The organism is Planococcus sp. TJ-307, assembly GCF_058268435.1.
In genome coordinates, this window is the sequence record NZ_JBZDOJ010000001.1 from 712,789 (window position 1) to 733,582 (window position 20,794).

Here is a 20,794-nt window from a genome sequence, read left to right on the forward strand (position 1 = left end):
GTTGACGGAGTGAATGGCTGAGCTGAAAAAAAACTTTTCTCTTCGGAAAAAAGCGAAAACAGAAGAACCAGAAAAAACAGAGCCTAAAAAGACGTGGTGGGTTCAAATTCGCCTGTTTCCAATTTGGCTTCGTATTATTCTTGTCATCGCCTTGATTGTTTTAGCGGCAGTTCTAGGCGCGATGGTGGGCTTTGGGGTTATTGGAGACGGTAAACCTGCCGATGCTCTCAAATGGGAAACATGGCAGCATATACTTGATATTATGAGTGGAAATTAGAAGGAGTGGAATCAATTGTTGACAACAGAACAAATTCAAGCAATTTTACCGCATCGCTACCCATTTTTGATGGTTGATCGGATATTAGAAATTGAAGCAGGCAAAAAAGCAGTCGGTTTAAAAAATGTATCTGCAAATGAAGAATTTTTTAATGGACATTTCCCTGGTTATCCAGTGATGCCGGGTGTTTTAATTGTGGAAGCGTTAGCACAGGTAGGGGCAGCCGCTGTTCTTCAACTGGATGCTAATAAAGGCCGTTTGGCTTTCTTTACAGGCATCGATAACTGCCGCTTTAAACGACAAGTTGTGCCAGGCGATCAATTGCGCTTGGAGGTTGAATTGACAAAGCTTCGTGGTTCGATGGGCAAAGGCCATGCCATTGCAACTGTAGATGGAGAAATTGCATGTGAATGTGATATCCTGTTTGCTTTAGGACCAGTAGCGGAAGTTAAATAATTTTTATAGAAAAATGCTTGAAATCAACTGAGAATTTTCATTTTAGAAATGGAGGCTAGCTACATGTATAAATCATTGCCACCTGGCGTGAAAAGCAGTATCACAAAGTCTATATCTAAAGTTTTTGAAAAATATATGGCCCAGATTGAGTGGGAAGAGGATAAGTTTCAATTAGAAGAGTTCATGAATACCTGGAAAATTTATATAGAGAAAGAAGCAAAGTGGTATAAGCAAGTACCTATGGAAATTAAGGTCGCTCCGGAATTTCATGAAACTGTTGCCGAAAAAATCAATCAAACGATTGATAGAATATTAAATGAACCGCCTTCAGAAGAACAAGTTGCTCGCATCGAAATTCGCCAGGAGCTTTTACATACTTCCTATGATTATGCTTGCAGAGCAGAAGCAGATTTTATAGAAAATAAACTCAACTTGCTAAAATAAAAACATAAAACAAGAAAGCCATCAAAATGATGGCTTTTTTTTATTTCCCCCCAAAAAAAATTACTGATAGAAAGTTTTTTGGGGGGGCGTATTTTATTTTTATGGCCTAGACTCGTCTTTACGTAAACCAGGACGGGTACGCATATCGGTTTCAAAACGTTCCAGCAGTTCTTGTCCTTCAAACCCATCTTCTAGCAGTTCTGAAAGCAGGGTTTCGGCATACTTGCGGCGTGCCCGCTTTAAAGTACCTTTCATCAGTATAGAAACATGGTCACCCATTGCTTTTACTGCATGGACCACTACTTCGAAAGGAGCCGGTTCATTGCCTGGATAGGAAATAACAACCTGCACAGCAATAACTTCTCCTGTTTGTTGGAAGGTTTCAAAAGTTTCCTGATGAGGTAGAGCAACCAGCATTTCAAGAATCCACGAGCGTTCATTATTCTCCTGATTGATGATGATGCCATCATGCACCGGATAATCGGTCACCTGGTCATCCTGTTCAACGCCCAACGATAGCATTTTAAATGTTTTCATGCGGGTACGCCTCCAATACTAACTTTATTTTAGTATAGCACACAGACGATCCAAAAAAATTGTGCAATATATGCAGAGTTCTTCCAAAAAACACATTTGAATGTAACAGAAAGTGGACTAAGATACAGCAAATTCAATCGATCGTGACGAAAAAAAATTATCGCTTGTTTGAAAAAATGAAATTTAACAGCGGAAAAACCATCAAAAATAGTTTTCTCAGTTTTGCAAAGAATTCAAACTTCTTAGTATGCTCTATGTAAGCGAAAGGAGGTGAGAAAATGAACCAAGTTGGAATTGTAGGGCGGTTAACAAAAGATCCAACCATGAGGGTCCTAACTGAAGGGCGAGTACATACATCCTTCGTTGTTGCGGTCTCGCGAAACTATAAAAACCAAAAAGGAGAAACGGAAACAGATTACGTTCTTTGCTCGACCTGGGGCAAACCTGCCCACAATGTCTCGAAATACTGTGTCAAAGGATCCTTAGTCGCTGTCACTGGACGCCTGCAATCACGGTCCTATGACAAAGAAGACGGCACGCGCATCTATGTAACCGAAGTGCTTGGAGACCAGATTCGCTTCCTTGACAGAAGAAAGCCGCAAGAAGAAACCGTCCCACGGCAGGAGGAACCGCAGTCTGATGCAGACTTCGATTTCCAGCCGCCGGGGACGGAACAGGTCAACGTATAAAGAGTAAACAAAGGAGGCACTTAGCAATGCCAAAAGATGTGCAGCTGCAACTGGAAGTGCATATGGAGCAATTGATTAAACTAACGGCTTTGCTCCATCAGCGACTGGCAGAGGCGGAGCGGGAACTAAGTGAACTGAAATCGATCTTCCGTTCCGCTCAAAAAGGGTGAACTTTCACGTCTAAAAGGGGAATCCGGCCAAGTGGGGACTTGGCCGGATTTATTTAAAATGAATTAAAGTGAATAAGTGAATAGTTCCTTCAAGTCGCTATCCGAAAGATCGGTCATCCATTGGCTGGACTGAATAAACTCTTCAGACATTGACTGTTTTTGAACCAGCAAGGAGTCAATTTTTTCCTCAATAGTCCCAATGGTCACAAATTTATGGACATGGACGAATTGCGTCTGTCCAATGCGGTAAGCACGGTCAGTCGCCTGATTTTCGACGGCAGGGTTCCACCATCTGTCGGCATGAAGAACATGTGTCGCAGCCGTTAAGTTAAGGCCAGTGCCACCCGCTTTTAAAGACAAGATGAAAATTGGGAACTTTCCAGCCTGGAAAGAAGCAACCAGGGAATCACGCTGCTGTTTTGGCATGCTGCCGGTCAAGAATGGCACTTCGTGGCCATACAATTCGTTAATTGCTTGTTGCAGCAAATGCCCCATCCCAATGTATTGGGTAAAGATCAAACATTGTTCCCCGCGTTCCGCAATTTCCCCGGCCAAGGTCACAATGCGCTCCAGTTTTTGAGAGCGGGGCAGAATTTCAGCTGCGCTCGTATATGGCTCTTTTAAATAGAGAGACGGATGATTGCACAGCTGTTTTAATTTGCTTAGCATTTTCAATACCAGCCCTTTTTTCTCAAAACCTGTGAGCGTCTCCATTTTCTGCACCGTATCCTGTACAAGTCCTTCATATAGTGCAGCTTGTTCAGGCGTGAGTGGGCAATATTCCAGCTGTTCCTGCTTTTCAGGCAGATTCAACTGCAAATCCGGGTCTTTCTTTGTCCGGCGCAGCAGGAATGGCTGAATTCGTTGCCGCAACTTCTCTTTATGATCTTCAGAGTTATCGCGCTCGATCGGAATCATGAAATTTTCCTGGAACTGCTTGATGCGGTACAAGTAGCCTTTGTTAATGAAGTCAAAAATTGACCACAATTCAGACAAGCGGTTTTCAATGGGTGTTCCGGTCAAGGCAATGTGGTGGTCGCCTTTGAACTTCCGAATGGTCCGCGATTGTTTTGTGTACATATTTTTGATGTTTTGTGCTTCATCCAAGGTAATGCTTGACCAGTGGAGGCTCTGCATTTCCTCTCCGTCAGAAGAAACGATGCCGTATGTTGATAAGACCACATCCGGTTTTTCGTCTGCTAAAAAGGCATTGAATTCTTCACCTTTTGGACGAATGCCGCCGTAGTGAGTAGCAACTTTCAAATCAGGTGCGAAACGCTCTAATTCTTTTTGCCAGTTGCCGAGTACGGAAGTCGGACACACAATCAGCGATGGCTGGTCCGGATTTTTCCCGTGGACATGCAGCAAATACGTAATCAGCTGAACGGTTTTTCCGAGCCCCATATCATCTGCCAAACATAGGCCAAAGCCTTCTTCACGCATAAACACCAAATAATCAAAGCCGATTTTCTGATAAGGACGCAGCTCTGTCAATAAATTTTGAGGAAGCGGCGTTTCAGGCAAATCGCGTTTGTCCAATAGCTTATCAAGCAGCGTTTTCAGGGAGCGGTTCAAGTGGAATTCTACCAACGGATCGTCTTCGTCCGCTGTTTCTTCCAGCATAATTTCCGGTACATTTTGGAACAGCATATCTTTAATGGTCCAATCCGCATCTTCAGCTTCTTCGATCATCTTGCGCAATTGCATCAGTAAGTTTGAATCCACCCGCACCCATTCATTGCCGATGCGGATAAATTCTTTGTTTTCCGAAACAAGGCGCTGGAAGTCCTGCATGCTCAGCTCATGCCCATTAAGCGAAAACTGCCAGTCAAAGTTGACGATTTGATCAAGTCCAACAACAGACGCTTTCTTAATCGGTGAGTTCACATTGGCTTTGACACGAATTTTTGATTCCTGGACTGCTTTTAGCCAAGAAGGAATCGAAACTTCGATGCCGAATGCCTGCAAAATTTCAGCATCGTTGCGCAAGAACTCGAGAATCTCTGCATCGGTCCATTCCGCGTGATAAAACCGGTCTTCGTCAAATCGTTCAACAGAAGGGCATAAGCTTAATAACAATGCTTGGCGGTGTTGAATATCTTCTGCAAATGCACGCCATTTCTCAGGCAGTGCCTTGTCGATGGGTTCGTCTGCACGGCGTTTGGAAGGGGACCAGTAGACACTGCCACGCTTCGAACGCATAACAACTTTAAAAGACCAGAACTCGTCAGCATCCGGTTCGCTCAATTGAACAGCGACCACATAGTCTTCTGCATCCGGTAAACCTTCCCAGCCAGCTTGTTGGATAAAGCCTTGGATGTATGGAAGCTGAGCCACAGCTAATCCTTTTTGGCGCAACTGGTGGTGAATGGTATCGCTAAGGAAAGCGCGGATTTCTTCGTCGCCATATTGTTTGTCAATAATGATGTCTCCGTCTTCAACCGTCACATGATCCCATAAATCTGGATCGCTTAAGGAATCAGCGACTTTTCCGGCAAGTTTCAGCCAAGCTTCATCTTCAGCACGTTGTCCGGCAAACATCACATAATGGTGCGGTTCGCGCTGGAAAAGACGAACAAAATCAGCGGGTGTCAATACCAAATCTAAGCCATCCGTCTGTGCAGTCAAACCGAAAAAGCTGTCTTTGTCGAGAAAATACAAATAAGGTTTCCAGATTTCCGGTGGAATCCGGTTTCCTGCTTCATTGGTTGCCTGAATACGGAAAAGTTCACCGCGGCTGATTGTTAAGTAATAAAGGCGGCTTCCTTCAGTTTGGAATTGATTCATATCAGATTTCCTTTCTCGATCTCTTCCTGGAGTGCACGCAGTCGTTTGTTCTGTGTGCGGATTTCATTGATGTACGCAGTCCAGAACTCCATTTGACCGCTTTTCTTGCAGGCAGCTTTCATTTTTTTCCAGACGCGTACGGCTTGTTTGTAACTTGGCCGATTGCGCTCCTCCAAATGAGCCAGCGCATACCGGTGGAACAATGGCAGTACATAATCTGGCGCCTTGCTTTGAACTTCTTTAAGTCCGCATTCTTCCGCGAAATACAGCGGAGAATTGTGAAGATGGTGGAGTTCTGCCCATTGTTTGTATAATTGCTTTTCAATCAGATAAGCAGAATAAGCGGGAAGGCCGTAATGGCCAAATTGCTTGAATAAATCTTCCCAGTCCAACTCGCTCAATTCGATTTGCGAAAATAAACGGCTGAGCGTCCGCACATATTGGTGCCGGTACTGCGTATATAATCCTTCAAACAGGAACGTTTTTACGTGTGGTTTGATTGCCAACAAAATACTAGCCAAAGCTTGTGGGTGTTCTTCGTTTTCTGCAAGAACCGCAAGTTCTACCCAATCATGCGTTTCATTGGGCGAAATCTTCCGCACATCCAAATCTTTCTTCAATATAATAGAGAAAAAAGCTTTCAACCGTTCATCGGGATTTTTAAGTGCGGCAAGTTCTTCTTCACGCAGCCTGTTCGTAGTGAACAAATTTGTCCAAAACAATTGATAAAGCGAAAAACGCTGCGAAAACGAGGCATCTTTCACTTCTATAAATTCACGGATTAAGGTTTTCAGGTGTTCAAAAAAAGCATCTGCTTCAAATGTCCGGTGCTGAACACGCAGTTGGCCTAGCAAATCGCGCAATTCATGCAATTCGTCGTCAAACCACGTCTTAAAGAAGGAATGGTGGACTTCGTGTGTCCCGGAGATAAACGTTGACCATACTTCAGTAAGTGAAATGAAGTGGGCATACGTGCGGTAAAGAACCTTCCATTCGCGTTCCAAAGGGACATACGACAAAGCATTTTTCAAACGGCCATCGAACATTTGTTCAAAATAAAAATAGTTGCGGGTTGTATAATCTGGAATGGCTTCACGCCATACGCTGCGGATCAGTTTTGTCCATTGCTCAGGAGAACGCTTTTCGGACAATAAAGTCATTTGCTTGTTTTCAGGTTCACGCCAAGCAGCTACCCATTCTGAAAGTGAGCCGATCTTTTGGTACAGCGCAAAAATGACCGCCAGTCGATGGCGGCACATCGGTTCCTGTGGACAAGCGCAAATTGCTGTAAGCTTATCAAAGTTGAGAATGATCTTAACGGCATGTGCATCTTTGACAATTGCTTCAAGGAGCAGCCGTTCTTCATTGAACGACTGAATCTGTACGCCATCGTGGCGCACTAAAAAGACTGCTTTTCGAACCATTTCTTCATCCAACGCACGAGTCGGTAGAAGCGATTTGTCGATAGCAGCCATATAATTGTGAATCGTATCTTCGAATTTTTTCGCTAGGGATTGAACCGTAGCCATATGCATCGCCCCAAAATAAAACTTTCCTTCTATTATACGACTTTCTGACTGCTCCGTAAACGGGAAAGAATGAGTTGTCCCCTTAGGAGGCTTCAAGATCAGTTTGTTATTTTTAAAAATCCTTGTTTTATGTAAAATAAATGGTATTATAAAAGTATTAAATACCTAAGTAATATACGGATAGGAGAATGATAGTTGTTCAATTCATTTGTTTTGGAAATCCCCGATTTGCGATCTGTTTTGCATCCGAAGGACGTCGTGGCTTGGGAAGTAGTGTATGCAAAGGCCGATTTGGTGTTTGGTAAAATCAAATGGCAAATCTCATCAGATGGTGAGTGTTACAGTATCCATGACCCTCGACTTTTTCCGGAATACTTGGAACAGGTGCAGGTCGATTTCAAAATGAATCAAATCATTTTTCATAAGCGGCAATTGTCCGATGAAGAATTCCACAGTCTGGTAATTTACATAATAAAAAAAGTATCAATTTACATTAATCCAAACGAAATGCATTTTATGGTCACTAAACCACGTCGCCGCCACCAGCATGTAAGAAGCAAAAAATAGAACCTATAGTTTTTCAGAGCCTGCCGGCAAATCACCGGTGGGCTTTTAGGATAGAGAAAAATATTTGCTTATATTTTCCCCGTAATAAAGAAACGCAAAGAAAGAACGAAAAGGTTGGCTTCAAACAGCATATCCTTTCCAAGGCCCTATCTGATTTTAAACTAAATTTTATTCGACAAATTTGTGACTTTTATAATAAAAAATGTGACAAAATTAAGTTGTGAAACGTCTGTTATATAAGGAGGTTCTTATGCAATACTGTATTCGAAAAGAGGGTTTCGTGATATAATGTATGTAATCAGAATATTAGAAATATGGGAGGTGAGTCAGATGTTGCATGTGAAACTTATGAAGCCTTTTTATACAAAGAAAGAAGGGCATTTGGTGAAGTTTGTTTTTGCTTATCAATACTTTTCCATTATGAAAGACGATGAGCTGTTCCATTTTATTCCGGTGGAAGGCAAAGAAATTATCGTCAATCTCAATACGTTCCAAGTAGAAAACCTTTCCGAAGTCTTTGTATTCCAAAAAGGCAATCGATTTATCCGCTTACCTCTCTACCAATTGTTGCTCGTTTCGGATATTCACAGGCATCTTCAAGCAATCCTGCAAGAAGAAAGAGCCGAGTTGGTTGAAGTGAACGACCAGTCCAAAAAAGAAGCGGCCGATGCCATTTATTTTTTGGAGCAGGAAAATTACAGCCGAATGATCGACGAGGCATTAAGTGCAGGAGACCGAATGATGTTCGACGAGTTAATAGCCCAACAACGGCAATCAAAACAATTACATGGAGGTTTGTAAAGTGAAACTAGCAGCCTATGGATAAAGAACGTCTTTCCGGATCAATGGGGAGGCGTTTTTGAATACAATAAAGCCATATGAAAAGCTCTTTTCCGTTTGTATTGGAAAAGAGCTTTTATAATGCTGCGTAATTCATAAGCCACCTCTTACATCAAAGTATAAAAATGGATAAACAGCATAATTGCTGTAGAGCCCGCCATTCCGAGTGCAAGATCTTCCCATTCGAGTTCAAGTACTTTATCAAAATTCATTGTGATCCGCTCCTTTTCGATTGGGTTTGTCAGTGGAAGATCTTACAAGTAAGTTAACATGTTGGCTAACTTGTTTTTAGTATAAATAAATGATTAATGATAAACATCATACAAATTAACTAAAAATTCTAAAATATAAATAAAATGAATATATTTATATGTCTTCACATGAGCATAAATGGGCTGAATTGAACTATCGGTTAGGTATTGATACATTGGGTCGTAGAGTCCAAGTGGATATTGAATACCTTTATCAGGGTATAATAGGGAAAGTAGAAGAAATACAAAGGAGTAGATTACATTGAGAACGTTGCCGAAACGATTGAAAAAAGGAGATACAGTGGGTGTCATTGCGCCTTCTAGTCCACCGGATCAAGAAAACTTGAAAAAAGCCTTGCCGTTTCTAGAAAACCTCGGATTGACGATAAAGCTTGGAAAATCAATTGATGCATCCCGCGGCTACTTGGCAGGAACTGATGAACAACGGTTGGCCGACTTGCATGCCATGTTTGAAGATCCGGAAGTGTCTGGAATCATCTGTGCTGGGGGCGGGTTTGGCTCAGCGCGGTATGCAGACCGGATTGACTATGCCATGATCATGGAAAATCCGAAAGTGTTTTGGGGATATTCGGATATTACATTTTTGCATACAGCCATTGGAGAGTATGCAAACCTCGTGACTTTCCACGGACCAATGCTTGCGTCCGATGTCGCCAAACCGGAGTTTCATGAACGCAGCGGGCGCATGTTTGGCCAGTTGTTCGAACCTTTTGAACTGCATTACACAGAGGAAGTAGCACCACTCGTAACGCTGGTTGGTGGAATCGCGCAAGGTGAGTTGGTTGGCGGCAATTTGTCGCTGATTCGCAGCGCAATCGGAACGAAGTTTGACCTGGATGTCAAAGGCAAGATTTTATTGATCGAGGCTATTAACCAACAGCCTTATCAAGTGGACGAGATGCTCAATCAATTGCGCTTGGCCCGTAAATTTGATGAAGCAGCAGGCATTGTAATTGGAGATTTCAAAAATGCAGTTTCTCCAGTGGACACGCCTTCCCTGAAATTGGATCAAGTGTTTGACGATTATTTTAGTGAATTGAAAATTCCAGTTGTTAAAGGCTTTAAAATTGGCCATTGTGAACCGCATTTTTCCGTGCCGCTTGGTGCACTTGCGCGACTCGATGGAAATGCCAAAACCTTAACGATTCTCCCGGGCGTGGAATAAAAGTCCAGTAAGTGAAAAATGTCGAAGATGACAAGCTCCATCCAACATCTCGATTTACTAATGTAGATCATTAGGCCAAAAGAGGAGCTTTCCTTTCTTTATTTTCCAAAAGCTTGCTAGCAATAGCTTTAGACGTACATCGTTTTGCAATACGACTTGTTAAAAGATGAAATTAGTGACGAATTGTGATACAATAATTAGATATTGCTTTACTAAAGAGAGGCGTGGTAATGATGGCATTCCAACCCCATGAAAAAGAAGTATCAGAATTCGTAGCAGCCCGCTACATTGGCGAATGGATTTCTTTCACTCGCAACGGCGTCGATGTCAACGGCACCATCTTTAAAATTATGGATAACTCAGTGATTGTTGAAATTTCACCAGAAGATGCAAAAGAAATTGGTGCAGCATCCAACATGACCGTAATCTCTCATAAGAAATATCGCATCATTGAAGCATAGTAAACTGACCCAAAAAGGTTGTTCACCAAGAACAGCCTTTTTTTATTTGGATAAAAACGGCACAGGAAGAAAGTTGCCATATAGAGCCATTTTTCTATCCATGTTCAAGTTTCCAATAAACAATTAACCGTACTCCTATGCCTTTTGGCTCAAACACTGCAAATATTGAAAAATGTACCAGCTAATACGTTCCAAAGAGGATGCTTTTTTGGTAAAGTAAAGTGAAGCAGAACGTCAATTGCCTTGAAAGGAACTATACGAATGATATCAGACTTCAGATTTTGGCATTTTTTCCCTCGACAAGGGCAACTTATACATAATATTCAACATACCGAAATGCGCAACGTCAACAAGCGCATAGCCTGCATTATTGCGATTGGCTTACTGGTTTTTGCAATAGGTGAAATTTGGGGCATGAATACCGATTCGCTGACACCACTTCTAGCGGCTGGAATGTGGGATGCTTATACACTTTCACGTTGGACCTCGCTTGCGGGAACACTCCTATGGGCAGGATTTTATTTAGCATTTCATCTTTATGGGGCTTCTTTTCTATTCAGTAAAATCCTTAAGATGCCATGGCGTGCTGCCATTCTTATGCAAGCTTATGTTACGGCATTGCTGGTCATCGAAAAAAGCTTGATTTTATTATTGTTTGCCTTGACTGGTTTTACAATGTCGGTATCGATTTTTTCATTTGGTCCAATTGCAGCTACATTTTTGGACAATCATTTCCTGATTAGTTTTTTTAACCAGCTGACTTTATTTACATCTTTAATTATTGCAGTCCAGTATCGTTTTATCCGCAGCTTTACAAAAATCAATCCTAAACTCGTTTTGTTTGGCTTGATCATGCTTCATATTGTTGTCGCCTTGATAGTTGCAACATTTAGCCTGATTCCAGTGGACGATATGCTGAGCACCTTTATGGAAGGAGGGAATCTGTTTGAATAGATTCTATTTTATTGGCCTATCCATTGCCGTTATTGCCTTTTTAACGGCCAATTCCCTTTTAATGTTCGGCGAAAAAAGCATTCTATCCAAAAGTGTTTACGTTAGCGACTACGAACAGGCATACACGAACGCTTACGAAACAAATCTTTTTAAAGAAGCGTTGACGGCGCCACAGGGAACTGTGGAAATTTATGTACAAGAACACGAAGCGCTTCAGCAATGGCTAGTGAGTGAAGGCGACAGTGTGACAGCTGGATCTGAACTAGCTACTTTAAATGAGGCGGAAACTGAAGAGCAGCGTTCGATATGGGAAACGCAGAAAACTGCTTTAGAAGCGCAGCAGGCAGAGGTCAGGAGTTCACTGGCTACTCTTCAGCAGGCGAGAGCCGCACAAGGCGGTCCGGTGTCACAAGACGCGACCGATAATTCCGAAATCACCAACGATGAGGATGAGACCATTCAGTTTGATGTCAATGTTTCCGTTGGTGTAGCGGTTCCTCAAGACGGCTCCTACGCTGCCGGCATCGCTCAAGCCGAACAGCAACTGGCTTCTATCGATTCACAATTGGCTGTCCTCAATGCACAATTGACGCAAAATCTGTCGAATCCAGCAGTCATCAGTCCGGTAGATGGAACGGTATCCAAGATTAACCGGGATACCGAACCGTTAAGCATTGAAATTTATTCGAATGAAAAAGTTTTCGTCAGCTATGTGCTGGAAGACGAATGGCCGCTCGTGGAAGTAGCGGATGCTGTTAAAATTGAAGGCGAAGGCATTGAGGGAATAGCTACAGGAACGGTCCAGAGTATTTCCGAAATGCCGGCTGAAGAGTCCAAGTGGCTGGAAGCCTATCATCAATTGGATCCAAAAGAACAGAACAACCCGCTTGCGTACTACGAAGTCCGAATTGTGGCGGATACGCCAATCGACAATGCGATGCCGTTTGGCAGCAATGTTAACACTGCGATTACCACGGAATCGGCTGAAGACGCCGTGGCATTGCCAACGGCGTGGCTCTTCGATTATGACGGGGTTGAAGGAAAAACTCATACCTTGAACATTAACGGCCGCCCGGATACCTTGGGAGTCATCATCAATTTTGAAGAAGGCGCGAAAGCGGTCTTATCAGAAGGACCTGAATCTGGAACAGTCGTGATCAAGGAAGATAAGTTGGTAGAGTTCGCGTCTCCTCCAAACGTCTTCATGCCGTTCCCAGGCAATCAGCCTGATTTTGAGTACGCTAAAAACACAAATTGGCGCTCATATATAGAATATCTATTGGCACGTTAAACAAACCCCGAAAGCACTTGCTTTCGGGGTTTTTGTGTAGTGAAAATGATTTTTATGTAAATTAAATAATTCTTAAAAATCACTATGTATATTTTTGTAAAAAGTGTATGATGAGTCTAAAGATTTTTTGCGGAAGTCTAAATACCTATTTTGCGGAATGTCGAATAGCAAACTACCATGATAGGAGAGAGCGGTAAGGAGATGAAAATCCACTGCTGTCCGATTGTGAAAGCAGCTAATGAGCTTAATAACAGAGAAGGAGACCCAAAATGTTAAAAATTGACCGCTTTCCTATGCTGATTCTATCAATCAGCATCACTCTGTTTTATGGCTGGAGCTGGCTATTCGAAGAAAATAGTTGGTTAAACATACTGGGCGTTACGATACTTCAAATCATTTTCGGAACTTTTAGCTCTGTATGGTTATTTAATGCATACCGGAATGCAGCAGGCCGTAAGAAAGTTTTTTGGTTGCTGTTAAGCTTAGGCGTAATGGTTTATATCAGCTCAAACTGGATTTGGCTATACACGCAAACCATTGAAAAGTCTTTGGATCCCCACGGCTCGCTTTATATTTTATGGCCGATTTCACACGTGCTGTTCTTTTCGGCCTTAATCGTGAAGACTGTAGAAATACGCGCTAGTTATTCGGAAAAATCTTATGTTTTTAATGTGATTGTATACATGATTACTGCAGCAGCAGTCTGTATTCATTTCCTCATACAACCCGTCATGGGATTTGTAGAAGATTCCTGGTCGTCTGCGGCTGTAGTAATCGGCTATCCGCTTGCAGGGTTAAGCCTATTATTTGTGATTACGGTGCTGTATTATCTTCACCAACAAAGCGAAGAAAGAGATATACTGCTGCTGGTCATCCTTGGTTTTTTTATCCAAATCGTAGCGAATTCTTTATATGCTTACAATACAATCAATGAAATCTATCAGCCTGTAAGTTATATCAACTTATTATGGATTATTGCTTTGCTGTTTATTGGTTTTGCGGGACTGGCTTCTAAAAATCACGCAACCAAACCAATTGTGGCAATCCGCAATCCATTCGAAAAGCGGCAATTTTTATTTCCTTATTTAAGCATCCTCCTTTTGATCGCATTGGTCATCTACAGTTACCATTGGGATTTTAATGCACTGAGTTCAGGTTTGCTCATTGCATTTTTACTAGTACTCGGGCGCCAGTTTATTGTCATCAACAAAAACCACAACATCGTGGCAGAGTACAAGTATTTGGCACACCACGATCAATTGACCGGATTAAATAATCGGGTACGATTTATCGAAGATATCGAAGGGCTAGTTGCAAAACATGAGAACAGATTAGCCCTGCTGCTGATCGATTTAGACCGATTTAAACTGGTCAACGACACGATGGGCCATTATGTAGGAGATATTATTTTGCAAAGGACATCGGATCGGTTGCGCGAATCCCTGCCAGACGGTGCATTGGTTTACAGGATGGGGGGAGATGAGTTTGTTATTATTTTGCCCAAAGCTACGGAAAAGTTGTGCATCACAATTGCAGAAACAATTCTGGAGAATTTCAAAGAGCCGTTTGCCGTGTTTGAATACGAGATTAATTTGACGCCGAGTATAGGCGTCAGTATGTTTCCGGAAAATGGAATGACCAGTGAAGAACTGTTGAAAAGCGCGGATGCGGCGATGTACCTCTCGAAGGTCAACGGAAAAAACAATTTCAGTTTCTATAACACGGAACTGAACGATGCGATGATTCGCAAAATGACAATCGAAAATGAATTGAAAAGAGCGCTCGATAAAAAACAGCTATCCCTTGTTTACCAGCCGAAAGTCAATTTGAGATCCCGCCAAGTAATTGGCATGGAAGCTTTGCTTCGCTGGCATCACCCAGAACTGGGACAGGTGACTCCTACAGAATTTATTCCGATTGCAGAAGAAACCGGCCAAATTGTTTCGATAGGAGAATGGGTGCTGAAGGAAGCTTGCCGGCAAAATAAGATTTGGCAGAACAAAGGGCTCACACCATTATGCATGTCGGTAAATGTCTCTGTTTTGCAGTTTCGGCATGGCGAGTTTTTAAAAACTGTTAAAAATGCTTTAACAGAATCGGGCTTGGATGCTCAGTACCTGGAACTGGAAATCACAGAAAGCATTATGCAAAACATTAAAGAAAGCATCGATATTTTAAGTGAATTAAAAAAAATGGGCATAAAAACATCGATGGATGATTTTGGGACTGGATATTCCTCTTTAAACATTTTGGAAAGCCTGCCGATTGATACAATAAAAATCGATAAATCCTTTGTCGATAATATTAGCAATACGCAGCGCCAGTCAATGGTCAAAACCATTATTGACCTGGGCTTGAATTTAAACCTTAACGTAGTGGCGGAAGGAATTGAACACGAAGATCAAATAAACGCTTTGGTGGAAAGCAATTGTGTAATTGGACAAGGATACTTGTTTTCCAAACCGGTAAAGCCAGAAGAGTTTGAAGAAATTCTCGAAACAATGGCTTCTCAAGCCGAATCGGATACTGTGTTATTCTAAACCTACAAAACCCTGGAAGCTCTTGCTTTCAGGGTTTTCTGTGAAACGAAATAAGGGTTAAGTTACAGCAGGCAATCGGGTAAGATAGATGCAGAGCAAACAAACTGGTTAAAGTATTGTCCACCTGTAAAAGTTTTGGCAGTTATCAAGAATGAATGGGGTGTATGTAATGGAAGAAACGGATTGGCGGTTTAAAATCGCTCATCGGGAAGCGAAAATCGGCGTCGGCTTGGCGCTGTTCAATTTTGTTTGGTGGTTTGGGTTTGCCTACGGCATGGGATCACGGCCCGTCGAGGAGTACAGCTATGTCTTCGGCTTGCCGGATTGGTTTTTTTACAGCTGTGTTGTCGGCTTTTTGGTCATATCGGTTCTGGTCATCGTCATTGTCCACTTCTTTTTTACAGAAGTGCCGTTTGATGACGAGGAGGAAACGCCATGAATTATGCCGTATTGGTGCCAATGATCGCCTTTTTGCTGGTCATCTTTATGATTGGCTATTGGGCAAGCCGCAAGCTGACGGCATCGTCCAATTTTATCAGCGATTATTTTCTGGGTGGCCGCGAGCTGGGTGGCTTTGTGCTCGCTATGACGATGGTTGCGACTTACGGCAGTGCGTCCAGTTTTCTTGGCGGCCCGGGTACTGCTTATACGATGGGGTTCGGTTGGGTGCTGCTGGCGATGGCCCAGGTGGTCACCGGTTATTTTGTGTTAATGATCCTTGGCAAAAAATACGCCATCATGGCACGCCGCTACAAAGCCATCACCATGATCGATTTTTTGAAATCACGGTATGACAGTTCAGCAGTGGTGCTGCTGTCGGCTTTCAGCATCATCATCTTCCTGTTTTCTGCGATGGCCGCACAGTGGATTGGCGGTGCGCGTTTGGTCGAATCCCTGACAGGTTTATCGTACAATTCGGCCTTATTTTTATTTGCTGTCAGTGTGCTGGTTTATGTCACCATCGGGGGTTTTCGTGCGGTCGCTTTGACCGATGCGGTGCAAGGAGCCGTCATGCTGGTCGGGACATTGATTTTGTTGATTGCAGTTATTATCGCAGGCGGCGGTATTCCGAACATCGTCAATGACCTGCTCAATGAAAACCCGAATTTGGTTACGCCATACGGAGCAAACGGCGATTTAACCGCCGCTTACGTATCGTCGTTTTGGATTTTGGTGGGAGTCGGTGTTGTCGGCTTGCCGCAGATTGCTGTTCGCGCGATGTCTTATAAAAATTCACGTTCGATGCACCGAGCCTTAATTATCGGCACAATCGTTACCGGGTTTATTATGCTCAATATGCACTTGATCGGCGTCTTTGCGCGTCCTGTTCTGCCGGGAATCGAAATTGGCGACAAAGTTATCCCGCTCATTGCGCTGGAAACCTTGCCGCCATGGGTAGCCGGCATTGTCCTGGCCGCCCCGATGGCCGCCATTATGTCGACGGTGGATTCGTTGTTGCTGCTCGTCAGCTCATCGATCGTCAAAGATGTCTATTTAAACTATGTAAAACCGGATGCCTCCATCAAAACCATCAAACGCATTTCTTTCGGCGTCACGGGCATGCTCGGCATCATCGTCTTTTTGCTGGCATTGAATCCGCCAGAACTGCTGATTTTCCTGAACTTATTTGCGTTCGGTGGTTTGGAGGCGGCTTTTATTTGGCCGATTGTTCTGGGGCTGTACTGGAAATGGGGCAATAAATACGGCGCAATTGCGTCAATGGCGACAGGGATTGTCAGCTATATCGCGTTGCATTTTTACAACTTGGAAAACGGCAACTTGTTCGGCGTCCATACTGTGACATTGCCAGTGCTGCTGTCGCTCGCCGCTTTTGTTGTGTTTAGTTTGCTTATTGGTCGGAAGGCCTATCAATACAATGTTAAGTAAAGAGCCGAACGTTTACAGAACTTGAAAACAGGCGTAAAATGAGTGCTTGTATTCAGATCAATGAAAGAAGGTCTCAGCAATTGACTCAGTGGAAAATTTACGGCATCCTGACGGCGGTAATGATTGTCTGGGGCTTTAACTTAGCCTCTGTAAAATATATGGTGGAATTTGTGGATCCTGTCACTTTGACGGCATTCCGGATTTTACTCGCGGGATTGTCGGTTATGGCAATTCTAGCAAGCTTCAAAATGCTGCGGTGGCCGGCCAAAAGCGACTGGAAATTTATCTTTCTCGGTTCGCTATTAAATGTCGTTGCGCACCATTACTTCTTATCGAATGGCTTATCCCTTACAACCGGTTCAAATGCGGGCTTGATTCTTGGAACTGGCCCAATGCTGACAGCCGTTTTAGTGTCGCTCATTATGCGCAATTACCCATCGAAGCTGCAATGGCTCGGCGTTGTCGTCGGTTTTGCGGGAGTAGCTGCCACAGTGCTCGTAGGAAACGCTGCGGCAACAGGCTTGAACATTGGCGACGTTTTTGTCTTCATTTCCATCTTGGCACAGGTATTGAGCTATATTGTCATCGCCAAAGCTGCGCGCTCGTTGGATCCGCGCTTGCTGACAGGCTATATGTTTGTTTTAGGGGCCGTTGTGCTGTTCGTGATTTCGCTGATCCAGGAACCAGGTGGAATGGCTGCATTCGCCACTGTCCCAACCTCGTTCTGGATCGCTTTTGGGTTTTCGGCCATGCTTGGAACAGCCGTTGGGCATATGCTTTACAATTATTCCATTGGCCAAGCGGGACCAACCAAAGCCGCCATTTTCATGAACTTGAACACCTTGTTCTCCTTGGTGGGGGCAAGTGTGATACTAAATGAAAAGATCACTCCAGGACATATTTACGGACTCGTGCTAATTGTCATCGGCGTGTTGTTCGGTTCTGGAGCAGCAGAAGACCTTTTGAAAAAACGCAGAAAACGGTTCTCAAGTTGAGCCGTTTTTTGTTTGGATTTGGGCTTGTTCCAGCATGTCAGCGCTATTTTGAGCAGAGTCTTTTTATTTAACGGCAAGTTCACTATAATAGAAGGAAGTGAATAGCTTTGAACAACTAGAGGAGTGAATAGCCATGGCCACATTATGGGGGACGCCAGAGAAATTACAGGATTTATTGTGTGAACTCGTCGGGTGGAAAAGCCTGACTTTGACCGATGGGGAAGTGGAGTTTGCGTATAAGCTGAAAGACAAGCTGATGGAGCTCCCGTATTTCCAGGAACATCCGGATTATATTGGATTGGGTGAAGTAAATTGGGAACGCCAAAACGTAACGGCGCTCTACAAACATCCGGAAGCGGTCGACACCATTGTCCTGATCAGCCATTTCGACACTGTGCATACAGGGGAATATGGCGATTTGGAGCCTTTGGCATGCAGCCCCTATAAACTGGCGGAGGCTTTTAAACTGATCCGTGATGAACTGGATGCGGACACATTAAGTGACCTAGACTCGGGGGAATACCTTTTCGGACGCGGTACCATGGATATGAAAGCGGGACTTGCGCTCCACATGGCCTTGATTGAAAAAGCCTCAATTGAAGAGTGGCCGATCAACTTGCTGCTCATGACCGTGCCGGATGAGGAAGTCAATTCGGCTGGCATGCGCTACGGTGTATCCAAATTACTTGATTTGGAGCGCGAGCATGGCCTCGAATACACTTTGTTTTTAAACGGCGAACCGGTTTTTGCAATGAAGCCCGGCGACAAAGCCCATTACTTGTATACCGGATCTATCGGAAAAATCATGCCGTCCGCTTTATTTTACGGCAAGGAAACCCATGTTGGCGAACCGTTGTCAGGCATTACGTCAAGCTATATTTCAACCTACTTGACGCATCGCATGGAATGGAATCCGAATTTCAAAGAAGTCGTTTACGGTGAAACCACACCGTTGCCGGTAACTCTGACACAACGTGACTTGAAATTGGAATACTCAGCGCAAACGCCTTACCGCACGTCCGCCATGTACAACGTGTTTACAATGAAGCGCGACGCTGAAGAAGTGTTTCAGATTTTTGAAAACGTCGCAAAAGAAGCGGCAGCCCATTGCGAACGTGATTACCACGCGATGTGCGAACGCGAAAACATTCAGCCGGTTGGCCCGATTACGGTTATGCGCTACGAAAAGCTGATGGACTACGCACTCAATAAATTCGGCCACGACTACATTACCGATTTGCTGCGCGATACTTTGATGCATCCAGAATGGGACGTCCGTGAAAAATCCATGCACGTCACCGATATACTGCTCATTAACTGCCAAGAGCTGACGCCTGCGATGGTGCTGATGTACGCACCGCCGTACTATCCGCCTGTCAATTCATCCGAAAACGAGTTGGTCAAGCTATGCGTCCAGCAAGTCACAGCCAATGCAAAAGAAAAATTTGATCTCGACATCGAACAAGTTCATTACTTTAACGGGATTTCAGACTTGAGTTACGTCAATTACACCAGCCAAAGCGACGGGTGGATTACTTACGAAAACAATACACCTGTTTACGGCGATCCCTACAGCATCCCGTTCCAGGCAATGAAGCAATTGAAAGCACCGGTCCTGAATGTCGGTCCTTACGGCAAAGATGCACACAAACGCACTGAGCGCTTGCACATCAAAAATACATTTGAAGAAATGCCTATTCTTTTGGAAGAAATGATCTTGTCGATTCCTGTGAAAAGCCGCCATTGAGGCGGCTTTTTTGGTTTGTAGCTTTTCGGGCGCGAAAAGCGCTCTTAAGGGCTTGGCATATATAGTTTTTGAAAGGGTTCAAATCTCATATTTGCAAGGATTAAAGGGATCAAAAATAATATTTGGATATAAATGGTAATGTTAATTTTCTCCTGCTAAACTAATAACAAAAGGAGGAGTGTCATGATTATCAAATATCGAAAAGAACCAGCAAAGATCGTCGGGTACGAAGCTTTATTGAGAAGGCTGCCACCCATGCATCCAAAGCGTTCAGCTGTCAAAAGCAGTCTTCATAACGCGAAGGCAGGATTTGGAGGAGAAGAACGTTTGGACGAAGCGATGGAGTTTTTTGATCCGCCATATGCGTATCGGATTATCCAAGATTTTTCATTGCCTGCACCGTTCAAAATCCAAGTAGATACGGTCATACTTACACAAAGCGGCCTGTATTTGCTAGAAGTCAAAAACATTAGCGGAAGACTGCAGTTCCGGCAAAATCCAAGTGCTTTGCATTCGGTACTCGCGGATGGAAAAATAAAAAGCTACAAAAGCCCGATTACCCAAATGAATGAAACCACCATACGGATGCGGATGTTTTTAAAAACTCTCGGATGGCATTTACCTGTCACCAGCATAATTGTTATTGCCCATCCCTCGCAGATTGTGGAAGACGCACCTCACACGTCCCGCATTTTATCAGCAGCAGAAGTTAGTTTTTATTTCTCCGAGATAAAGGCAAGCCCCATTCTTTCTATAGAAGAACTCCATCGCCTCGGACAAACATTCCTCAGCGCCCATCAAGACTATGATCCATTTCCCCTGGCACCCAAATTTCAAATCGACCGCTCGGAAATCGAGTCTGGTGTTTTTTGCCCACGCTGTCTGCTCGGAAAAATGGCCAAAACAAAAATAGCATGGGAATGTGAAACGTGCCGACTAATCAGTAGAAATGCGCATGTTCAAGCACTCAATGATTGGTTCATGCTAATCAAACCGACGATCACGACAGCCGAGTGCTGTGAGTTTATCGGACTTCAAAGTCTAGACGCCGCGAAACATTTTCTCGTTAAAAACGGTTGTCAACCAGTTGGCGGGAGGCGATATCGCCATTATGTTCGTGGGTTGCTTGAAAACACGTGAGTTTCCGATAGAAATCGCGAACACCCGGTTAGTCCCGCCGAACACC

General features: G+C 43.6%; 20 protein-coding genes. 17 read left to right on the forward strand and 3 right to left on the reverse strand.

The genetic code is table 11. From position 1 onward, the window contains the following. Positions 1-13: 13 nt before the first annotated feature. From AC4EHK_RS03515 to AC4EHK_RS03525, 3 genes are all read left to right on the forward strand, one after another. Complete coding sequence (locus AC4EHK_RS03515) at positions 14-277, forward strand: DNA-directed RNA polymerase subunit beta (protein ID WP_490977408.1); 264 nt, start codon at positions 14-16, stop codon at positions 275-277. Between the two features lie 15 nt (positions 278-292). Next, the gene (fabZ, locus tag AC4EHK_RS03520; protein WP_490977409.1) at positions 293-733 is read left to right on the forward strand and encodes a 3-hydroxyacyl-ACP dehydratase FabZ; all 441 of its coding nucleotides are present in this window, start codon (positions 293-295) and stop codon (positions 731-733) included. Positions 734-796: 63 nt separating this feature from the next. Further along, complete coding sequence (locus tag AC4EHK_RS03525; protein ID WP_490977410.1) at positions 797-1,177, forward strand: hypothetical protein; 381 nt, start codon at positions 797-799, stop codon at positions 1,175-1,177. Positions 1,178-1,276: 99 nt separating this feature from the next. On the opposite strand, the gene AC4EHK_RS03530 is transcribed toward AC4EHK_RS03525, so the two are convergent. Next, positions 1,277-1,714, reverse strand: coding sequence for a YwpF family protein (locus tag AC4EHK_RS03530; RefSeq protein WP_490977411.1), 438 nt, complete (start codon positions 1,712-1,714; stop codon positions 1,277-1,279). A 278-nt stretch (positions 1,715-1,992) separates the two neighbouring features. Between AC4EHK_RS03530 and AC4EHK_RS03535 the strand changes: the two genes are divergently transcribed. Both AC4EHK_RS03535 and AC4EHK_RS03540 read left to right on the forward strand, forming a co-directional pair. Beyond that, positions 1,993-2,403 (forward strand): single-stranded DNA-binding protein, encoded by a 411-nt coding sequence (locus tag AC4EHK_RS03535; RefSeq protein WP_490977412.1) that lies wholly within the window; start codon positions 1,993-1,995, stop codon positions 2,401-2,403. A gap of 26 nt (positions 2,404-2,429) precedes the next feature. Then, positions 2,430-2,573: a hypothetical protein gene (locus AC4EHK_RS03540; protein WP_308786513.1), complete on the forward strand. Its 144-nt coding sequence runs from the start codon at positions 2,430-2,432 to the stop codon at positions 2,571-2,573. A 63-nt stretch (positions 2,574-2,636) separates the two neighbouring features. Here the strand turns inward: AC4EHK_RS03540 and AC4EHK_RS03545 are convergent, their stop codons facing one another. Continuing rightward, the gene (locus AC4EHK_RS03545; RefSeq protein ID WP_490977413.1) at positions 2,637-5,360 is read right to left on the reverse strand and encodes a DEAD/DEAH box helicase; all 2,724 of its coding nucleotides are present in this window, start codon (positions 5,358-5,360) and stop codon (positions 2,637-2,639) included. Next, entirely contained in the window at positions 5,357-6,889 is a 1,533-nt protein-coding gene (locus AC4EHK_RS03550) for a hypothetical protein (RefSeq protein ID WP_490977414.1), read from the reverse strand. The genes AC4EHK_RS03545 and AC4EHK_RS03550 overlap by 4 nt, the downstream gene beginning before the upstream one ends. A 195-nt stretch (positions 6,890-7,084) precedes the next feature. Here AC4EHK_RS03550 and AC4EHK_RS03555 point away from each other — a divergent pair, with 195 nt between their 5' ends. From AC4EHK_RS03555 to AC4EHK_RS03610, 12 genes are all read left to right on the forward strand, one after another. Then, complete coding sequence (locus AC4EHK_RS03555) at positions 7,085-7,456, forward strand: hypothetical protein (RefSeq protein WP_490977415.1); 372 nt, start codon at positions 7,085-7,087, stop codon at positions 7,454-7,456. 330 nt (positions 7,457-7,786) lie between these two features. Further along, on the forward strand, positions 7,787-8,257 hold the full coding sequence (locus tag AC4EHK_RS03560) for a transcriptional regulator (protein ID WP_490977416.1): 471 nt from the start codon (positions 7,787-7,789) through the stop codon (positions 8,255-8,257). A 552-nt stretch (positions 8,258-8,809) separates the two neighbouring features. Then, entirely contained in the window at positions 8,810-9,733 is a 924-nt protein-coding gene (locus AC4EHK_RS03565; RefSeq protein WP_490977417.1) for a S66 peptidase family protein, read from the forward strand. A 230-nt stretch (positions 9,734-9,963) separates the two neighbouring features. Continuing rightward, positions 9,964-10,194, forward strand: a complete 231-nt coding sequence (locus AC4EHK_RS03570; RefSeq protein WP_236015552.1) for a DUF2187 family protein — start codon at positions 9,964-9,966, stop codon at positions 10,192-10,194. 261 nt (positions 10,195-10,455) lie between these two features. Further along, a complete protein-coding gene (locus AC4EHK_RS03575; RefSeq protein WP_490977418.1) occupies positions 10,456-11,148 on the forward strand; it encodes a hypothetical protein in 693 nt (230 codons plus the stop codon). Further along, entirely contained in the window at positions 11,141-12,439 is a 1,299-nt protein-coding gene (locus AC4EHK_RS03580; protein ID WP_490977419.1) for an HlyD family secretion protein, read from the forward strand. The genes AC4EHK_RS03575 and AC4EHK_RS03580 overlap by 8 nt, the downstream gene beginning before the upstream one ends. Positions 12,440-12,708: 269 nt before the next feature. After that, positions 12,709-14,979, forward strand: coding sequence for a putative bifunctional diguanylate cyclase/phosphodiesterase (locus AC4EHK_RS03585; RefSeq protein WP_490977420.1), 2,271 nt, complete (start codon positions 12,709-12,711; stop codon positions 14,977-14,979). A gap of 169 nt (positions 14,980-15,148) precedes the next feature. Next, positions 15,149-15,418: a YhdT family protein gene (locus AC4EHK_RS03590; RefSeq protein ID WP_490977421.1), complete on the forward strand. Its 270-nt coding sequence runs from the start codon at positions 15,149-15,151 to the stop codon at positions 15,416-15,418. Beyond that, positions 15,415-16,866, forward strand: a complete 1,452-nt coding sequence (gene panF / locus AC4EHK_RS03595; protein ID WP_490977422.1) for a sodium/pantothenate symporter — start codon at positions 15,415-15,417, stop codon at positions 16,864-16,866. Before AC4EHK_RS03590 ends, panF begins: the two co-directional genes overlap by 4 nt. A gap of 80 nt (positions 16,867-16,946) precedes the next feature. After that, complete coding sequence (locus tag AC4EHK_RS03600) at positions 16,947-17,861, forward strand: DMT family transporter (protein WP_490977423.1); 915 nt, start codon at positions 16,947-16,949, stop codon at positions 17,859-17,861. A gap of 133 nt (positions 17,862-17,994) precedes the next feature. Beyond that, positions 17,995-19,608, forward strand: coding sequence for a M20/M25/M40 family metallo-hydrolase (locus tag AC4EHK_RS03605; protein ID WP_490977424.1), 1,614 nt, complete (start codon positions 17,995-17,997; stop codon positions 19,606-19,608). Positions 19,609-19,791: 183 nt separating this feature from the next. Further along, the gene (locus AC4EHK_RS03610) at positions 19,792-20,748 is read left to right on the forward strand and encodes a nuclease-related domain-containing protein (RefSeq protein WP_490977425.1); all 957 of its coding nucleotides are present in this window, start codon (positions 19,792-19,794) and stop codon (positions 20,746-20,748) included. The last annotated feature ends 46 nt before the right edge of the window (positions 20,749-20,794 follow it).

What these genes read in the sequence shown, in the direction of transcription:
- AC4EHK_RS03515 (WP_490977408.1), top strand. Translation starts at nt 14, where the DNA reads ATGGCTGAGCTGAAAAAAAACTTTTCTCTTCGGAAAAAAGCGAAAACA.
- AC4EHK_RS03525 (WP_490977410.1), top strand. Translation starts at nt 797, where the DNA reads ATGTATAAATCATTGCCACCTGGCGTGAAAAGCAGTATCACAAAGTCT.
- AC4EHK_RS03530 (WP_490977411.1), bottom strand. Translation starts at nt 1,714, where the DNA reads ATGAAAACATTTAAAATGCTATCGTTGGGCGTTGAACAGGATGACCAG.
- AC4EHK_RS03535 (WP_490977412.1), top strand. Translation starts at nt 1,993, where the DNA reads ATGAACCAAGTTGGAATTGTAGGGCGGTTAACAAAAGATCCAACCATG.
- AC4EHK_RS03540 (WP_308786513.1), top strand. Translation starts at nt 2,430, where the DNA reads ATGCCAAAAGATGTGCAGCTGCAACTGGAAGTGCATATGGAGCAATTG.
- AC4EHK_RS03545 (WP_490977413.1), bottom strand. Translation starts at nt 5,360, where the DNA reads ATGAATCAATTCCAAACTGAAGGAAGCCGCCTTTATTACTTAACAATC.
- AC4EHK_RS03550 (WP_490977414.1), bottom strand. Translation starts at nt 6,889, where the DNA reads ATGGCTACGGTTCAATCCCTAGCGAAAAAATTCGAAGATACGATTCAC.
- AC4EHK_RS03560 (WP_490977416.1), top strand. Translation starts at nt 7,787, where the DNA reads ATGTTGCATGTGAAACTTATGAAGCCTTTTTATACAAAGAAAGAAGGG.
- AC4EHK_RS03570 (WP_236015552.1), top strand. Translation starts at nt 9,964, where the DNA reads ATGATGGCATTCCAACCCCATGAAAAAGAAGTATCAGAATTCGTAGCA.
- AC4EHK_RS03575 (WP_490977418.1), top strand. Translation starts at nt 10,456, where the DNA reads ATGATATCAGACTTCAGATTTTGGCATTTTTTCCCTCGACAAGGGCAA.
- AC4EHK_RS03585 (WP_490977420.1), top strand. Translation starts at nt 12,709, where the DNA reads ATGTTAAAAATTGACCGCTTTCCTATGCTGATTCTATCAATCAGCATC.
- AC4EHK_RS03590 (WP_490977421.1), top strand. Translation starts at nt 15,149, where the DNA reads ATGGAAGAAACGGATTGGCGGTTTAAAATCGCTCATCGGGAAGCGAAA.
- panF (WP_490977422.1), top strand. Translation starts at nt 15,415, where the DNA reads ATGAATTATGCCGTATTGGTGCCAATGATCGCCTTTTTGCTGGTCATC.
- AC4EHK_RS03605 (WP_490977424.1), top strand. Translation starts at nt 17,995, where the DNA reads ATGGCCACATTATGGGGGACGCCAGAGAAATTACAGGATTTATTGTGT.
- AC4EHK_RS03610 (WP_490977425.1), top strand. Translation starts at nt 19,792, where the DNA reads ATGATTATCAAATATCGAAAAGAACCAGCAAAGATCGTCGGGTACGAA.